Here is a 6,058-nt window from a genome sequence, read left to right as displayed (position 1 = left end):
GATCGGTATTGCTCTTTCCGGCGGTGACTACACCAAGGATCTGCAGACCGTGATCACCGGAACCGGTGTGGAGCTGCAGGGCGCAAGACAGCAGATGATCATCGCTGCAAGAGCAGCTGGTGTACAGTGCTGGGATACCGTCTTCACCAACCTGGATGCTATGGATGTGTTTGAGGAAGAGGTCAAGATGATCAAGATGATGGGCTTCGATGGTAAATCCCTCGTAAACCCGCGTCAGATCGATGTTGTTCATAAGATCTTCACTCCGACCCAGAAGGAGATCATCTTCGCAGAGAAGGTCGTAAAAGAGATCGATGAGAAGAAGGCACTGGGTATCGGCGTATTTACCGTAGACGGCAAGATGATCGATATCGCATTCTACGATGGAGCAAAGAGAACAATTGCTCTGGCAAAAGCATCAGGCGTATATGAGGGGGATTTATAAGATGATCAATGCAGTAGGAAGAGAAATCCCGGAAGAGGTATTAAAGGTAACCGGTAAGGAAGCATTCAAGGGCGCTTACGCTTACGATAATCACGAGTATAAGAAAGCAGCTCCGAAGGCTCATGCCATGATGGATCCGAACAGAAGCAAGATCGTGGAGAACATTCATGAGGCACTGGTGAAGTGTGAGATCAAAGATGGCATGACCATTTCCTTCCACCATCATTTCCGCGAGGGCGACTACATCGTGAATATGGTCATGGAAGAGATTCATAAGATGGGAGTTAAGAATATTACGATCTGTGCAAGTTCTCTGGGAAAAGCACACGATCCGATTGTTCCGATGATTGAGGATGGTACGGTGACCGGAATTCGTTCCTCAGGAGTGCGTGGCAAGATTGGAGAGGCCATCTCCGCGGGCAAACTGAAAAATCTGGCAGTGATGTGCTCACACGGCGGACGTGTCAGAGCCATCGAGTCTGGCGAAGTCCACATCGATATCGCATTTATCGGCGCTCCGACTTGTGATGAATACGGCAACATGCGGGCAAACGGCGGGAAGAGCGACTGTGGCGTATTGTCCTATGCCATGGCCGATGCCGAGTACGCAGACCGTGTGGTAGCAATCACCGATTGTCTGGTTCCATTCCCGAACATCCCGGCAAGCATCTCCATGACTCAGGTAGATTTCGTCTGCGTCGTAGATGAAATCGGTAATCCGGCAAAGATTGCAACCGGCGCGGCAAAACCGACCACCGATATGAGAAAACTGAGAATGGCAGATTACTGCACCCAGTTCGTAATCCGTACCCCGTACTTTAAGAACGGTTTCTCCTATCAGACTGGTGTAGGTGGCGCATCCATTGCATCCACCATTTCACTGGCAGACGAGATGGAAAAGCGTGGTATCCGGATGAGCTTTGGTGTTGGTGGACTGACCAAACCTATGGCTGATCTGCTGGACCGTGACCTGACAGATCTTCTGGTAGACACGCAAGACTTTGATCTTGGGGCAGTAGAGTCTATTAAGAAGCACCCGGACCGTCACATTGAGATCAGTGCTTCCGAGTATGCAAACCCGTTTAACAAGGGCGCGTATGTGAATAAGCTTGATTTTGTTATTCTGGCCGCACTGGAAGTAGATGTAAATTTCAACTGCAATGTTGTAGTAGGGTCAGACGGAATCATTACCGGCGCCCAGGGTGGACATCCGGATACCGCCGCAGGCGCAAAGTGTACCATCGTTATTGCGCCGCTTCTGCAGGGAAGAATCCCGGCTATCTGCACGAATGTAACTACCGTGACGACTCCGGGTGAGACCGTAGATGTTGTCATCACCGATTATGGTATCGCAATCAACCCGCGCAGACAGGATCTCATCGAATGCATGAAAGACAGCGGGCTGCCAATCTGCACCATCGAGGAATTGCGAGATCAGGCTTATGCCATTACAGGTGCCCCGGATCCGGTACAGTTTGGCGATAAGGTAGTCGGTATCATTGAAGCGCGTGACGGCAGCATTATGGATGTAGTCCGTGAGGTAAAGGAGTATTCATTTGATTGATTCTGTATGATGCATGCAGATGAAATAAAAACATACAAGGGGGTAACGAAATGTTAGCAGTAATTGGATTTGCGTTGATGATCATCCTGATGTTTGTGTTGATCAAGGAGAAGATGGCGCCGCCGCTGGCGTTTATCTTGCTGCCGCTGATTGCGGCGGTATTGGCCGGATTTGGTCTGGAGGATATTGCAGGGTTTATTAAAACCGGTATGAATACCATGCTGAGTACCGCAATCTTATTCATTTTCTCGATTTCTTATTTCACCATGATGTCAGATGCGGGATTATTTGATCCAATCATCAATTTCCTGATTAAACGGGCAGGAAAGAATGTGGCAACTATTTTCATCGCAATTGTGCTTACCACTTTTGTGGCACACCTGGATGGTTCCGGAGCAACCACATTCCTGATCGTGGTTCCGGCTTTCCTTCCAATCTGCAAACGTATGGGAGTACGTCCGCAGGCACTCCTGGGAGCAATGTGCGGCGCATACGGTGTCATGAACCTGGTTCCGTGGGGCGGTCCGACCATGCGTGCAGCAAGTGTCGTAGGGGTAGAGGCCGGAGATCTGTACGGCTTTATGATTCCGGGTGTTGTCTGCCTAGTGATTGCAGCATTCTGCATTGCCATTGTGGTTTCCATGATTGAGAAAAAACATGGAGCAGAAGCAGGCGCTCATGTACAGGAGATGGCTGCTGCAGATGGAGAAAAGAAAGAAACAAAAAAAGGTGTTTATTACTTCAATCTGGTACTGACCCTGGTAATGCTGGTACTGTTATTCCGTGATCTTCCGGTGCCGCTGTATTCCATTTTCATGGTGGCATTTGCAATCGGCCTGATCGTAAACTTCCCGAATGCAAAGCAGCAGAACAAGAAAATCAAAGAGTATGGAACCAATGCCATGGTCATGACCATGACTCTGTTCTCTGTTGGTATTTTCATGGGTGTCATCAAGGATTCCGGCATGGTAGAGGCTATGGCAAACGCAATCGTTGCAGTGCTTCCGGCAGCCATCGCTCCGCATATGCACTGGTTCATGTGCCTGTTCTCTGTACCGCTTTTGATGATCCTTGGTACCGATGCATTTTACTATGCACTGCTTCCGATCATCATCGGTGTGGTAGAGCCGTTTGGTGTAGCTCCTGAGACCGTAGCGGCAGCATTCCTTTTGACTGCAACCCTGGGAACTCCGGTCAGCCCGTCTGTAGCAGCAACTTATGTAGGACTTGGTCTTGCGGATGTATCAATTGGTGAGCACATCAAATATTCCCTGAGACTGGTGTGGCCGGCAAGCATTGCGGTGCTGGTTATGGCTACCGTGATCGGTGTGATCAAATTCTAAAATTTTATCAAATCAAATAAATCATTTCTGCCAAAGCAGAGACTTGCTGGAACGTATGCAGGTCTCTGCTTTTTTGTTGCCATGTATCCAGAGGAAGATTAAAATTTATTTTCTGAGACGGAACTGCCGAGCAGCGCCTCCAGAAACAGTTTTACCTGTGGGAGTTCGGCATACTGATGCTTGTAAAGCACATAGGTATTTCGGAGGAACGGAGAACCATCTTCCATATAAAGTTCTTCGATATAGCCATCAAAATCATCCAGACAGATGCGGGGAAGGATGCACCAGCCAAGGCCATACCGCGCCATTTCCTTGCAGGTATCAATGCTGTCAATCCACATATGCGGACGGATCTGGGCAAGATCGTGTGCAGTCAGCCATCGGTCAATCCGGGTGGATAAATCTGAGTCTGTGTGGCGGCCAATGTAGGAATATTCGCTTAAAGACCGTCCCTGGTTTTCTTTGCTGCAGACGAAGCACATCGGTTCGGAAGAGATAAGCTGTATGGCTTCATCCCAGACATACCGTCCCCGCATGATTGCAATGGCAATTTCATCCCGGTTTAATAACTGGAAGAGATGCTTGCTCTGTCCGGTCGTGATCTGTACGTCCACGAGCGGATACTGGTCGGTGTAAGCCTTGATAATTCTGGGGAGCCGGTAGTGGGAGAAGTTTAAAGAAGAACCGAGGCGGAGTGTGCCGCAAACCTGATTCTGACAGGCAGAAACCTGTTCCTTTAACTTCCGGCTATTTGCCAGGATTTCAGAAGCATAGGGAAGAATCTGTTCTCCGGCAGGTGTAAATAAAATCCCCTTTTTGGAGCGCAGAAACAGGGTACACTGAAGTTCTTCCTCCATTTTCTGAATCCGTTTGGTGATGGCGGGCTGTGTCATATACAGTTTTTGCGCTGTCTTTGTGATATTCTTTGACTCATTTAATTCTAATAACAGTTCATAATCTTTTTCATCCATGGTGAGCATGCCTTTCTGAAAACATTCCAACAGGTTATTGATATTGATAAAATTATACCATTGTACTTTATGATAAGCAAGGTGTATAGTAAAGATAACAAGAAACGAGGAGAAAAACAGGAAAGGAGTTGTGACTAATGTACAGGTGCCACCTCGTTTTTTGAAAAATGTGAAGAAATAAACGATATCATGCAAAGGAGAAATGGCATATGGGTTTACAGGTAGTTGCATTGCTGTTTTTAATTGGAGCAATTGTGCTGGGGTTTGCGAAAAAGATGAATGTAGGCGTTGTGTGTCTGGGACTTGCCCTGATTCTCGGTAAACTGGGCGGTATGGGCGCAGGGGATATTTACAAAGGATTCCCATATAAATTATTTGCGACATTATTGGGAACCATGTTGTTTTTCAGCCTGCTTCAGCAGAATGGTACATTGGAGAAAATTTCAAAGCGTCTGATCAGTATTTGCGGAAAGAATACTTTTCTGGTACCGATTATTGTATATGTGGTTAGTTTTGTTCTTTCAGCTGCTGGACCTGGCGCAATCAGCGTGCAGTCTGTAACGGTTATTTTTGCAGTATCCCTGGCCGTGCAGATGAAGGTAAGCCCGGTGCTGATGGGAGTTATGGCAATTCTTGGTGCGGTAGGCGGAACTGCATCTCCGATCGCGCTGACCGGAATTATCGTGGGGGATCTTTTGACAGAGATGGGCATTGAAGGTCTCGGAACTCCTATTTTTATCGGAGTTTCTGTTTCCAATCTGATCTGCGCAATTGCGGTATATGTTGTTCTTGGCGGTTATAAGTTTCGCGCAGCTGAAGCTGGTGGCCAGCAGGAAAAGGAGGCTTTTGATCGAAGTCAGATGATTAGTTTGGTGGCCCTTTTGGTCATGGTGGTTTTTGTTGTCGGATTTTCTTATGACGTTGGCTTGATCTGCTTTACCCTGTCTCTGGTGCTGATGCTGACCAAAGCAGCGAATGAAAAGGCAGCGTTAAAAATGATTCCGTGGAGTGTGTTAATTCTGATCGCTGGTGTCAATGTGCTGATGAATATTACGCAAAAACTGGGAGGAATTGATTTATTGGCTTCCATTCTAGCTTCATTCATGTCTACGAGAACAGCTGCTCCGATCATGGGATTTACCGGAGGTCTGATGTCCTGGTTCTCTAGTGCAAATGGTGTAGTATTCCCAACTCTGATCCCAACAGTACCGGAGATCGCACAGCAGGTCGGCGGTGCTTCTATCGTCCAGATGGTAAGCGCGATCGTGTGCAGTGCAACGGTAGCAGGTATCAGCCCGCTTTCAACAGGAGGAAGCCTGATCATGGCAAGCTATGCGCAGGAAACAGGCTGTGATGAGAAAGAACAGCAGAAGATGTTTGGAACCTTGTTTGCAATTTCAGCGAGTGTCGTAGCAATTGTATTCGTGCTGAGTTTAACGGGTGTACTTGGATTTATTGGTTAAAACAGGGAGGAAAATAAGAATGTATGCATATATTGGCTGCCGTACCACAAAAGAACGGAATGCCCGGGGAAAAGGGATCCGCGTATATGAGATAAATAATGGAGCATGGGAGTTAAAGCAGATTGCGGAAAGGCAGGTGAACCCGTCCTATCTGTGTCTGAATGAGAAGCAGGATCGTCTGTATGCGATCCATGGAGATTTTTCAGAAGTAAGTGCCTACAAAGTAGCAGAGGATGGAACACTTACCTATCAGAATACAACAGAAACACATG

The 6,058-nt window shown here is 47.4% G+C and carries 6 protein-coding genes; 5 read left to right on the top strand and 1 reads right to left on the bottom strand.

Annotated features, from left to right (window positions below; genetic code table 11):
• From ACMP1L_RS11430 to ACMP1L_RS11420, 3 genes are all read left to right on the top strand, one after another.
• Positions 1-445, top strand: a 445-nt coding sequence (locus ACMP1L_RS11430) for an aldolase/citrate lyase family protein (RefSeq protein WP_418453083.1), incomplete at its 5' end; no start/stop codon positions are given.
• 1 nt (position 446) lies between these two features.
• Positions 447-2,009, top strand: coding sequence for a citrate lyase subunit alpha (gene citF / locus ACMP1L_RS11425; RefSeq protein WP_418453082.1), 1,563 nt, complete (start codon positions 447-449; stop codon positions 2,007-2,009).
• A gap of 50 nt (positions 2,010-2,059) precedes the next feature.
• Positions 2,060-3,352 carry a CitMHS family transporter gene (locus ACMP1L_RS11420; RefSeq protein ID WP_418453081.1) on the top strand — a complete coding sequence of 431 codons (1,293 nt, stop codon included), beginning with the start codon at positions 2,060-2,062 and terminating at the stop codon, positions 3,350-3,352.
• A gap of 98 nt (positions 3,353-3,450) precedes the next feature.
• On the opposite strand, the gene ACMP1L_RS11415 is transcribed toward ACMP1L_RS11420, so the two are convergent.
• The gene (locus ACMP1L_RS11415) at positions 3,451-4,323 is read right to left on the bottom strand and encodes a LysR family transcriptional regulator (RefSeq protein ID WP_418453080.1); all 873 of its coding nucleotides are present in this window, start codon (positions 4,321-4,323) and stop codon (positions 3,451-3,453) included.
• Between the two features lie 209 nt (positions 4,324-4,532).
• Here ACMP1L_RS11415 and ACMP1L_RS11410 point away from each other — a divergent pair, with 209 nt between their 5' ends.
• Entirely contained in the window at positions 4,533-5,786 is a 1,254-nt protein-coding gene (locus tag ACMP1L_RS11410) for an SLC13 family permease (RefSeq protein WP_418453079.1), read from the top strand.
• Between the two features lie 19 nt (positions 5,787-5,805).
• A partial coding sequence (locus ACMP1L_RS11405; protein ID WP_418453078.1) for a beta-propeller fold lactonase family protein occupies positions 5,806-6,058 on the top strand: 253 nt, incomplete at its 3' end.

Source organism: Ventrimonas sp. (assembly GCF_048380235.1).
Classification (GTDB): domain Bacteria; phylum Bacillota; class Clostridia; order Lachnospirales; family Lachnospiraceae; genus Brotaphodocola.
The sequence above is the reverse complement of the archived record's forward strand: the minus strand, read 5'-3'. Positions and strand labels throughout refer to the sequence as shown.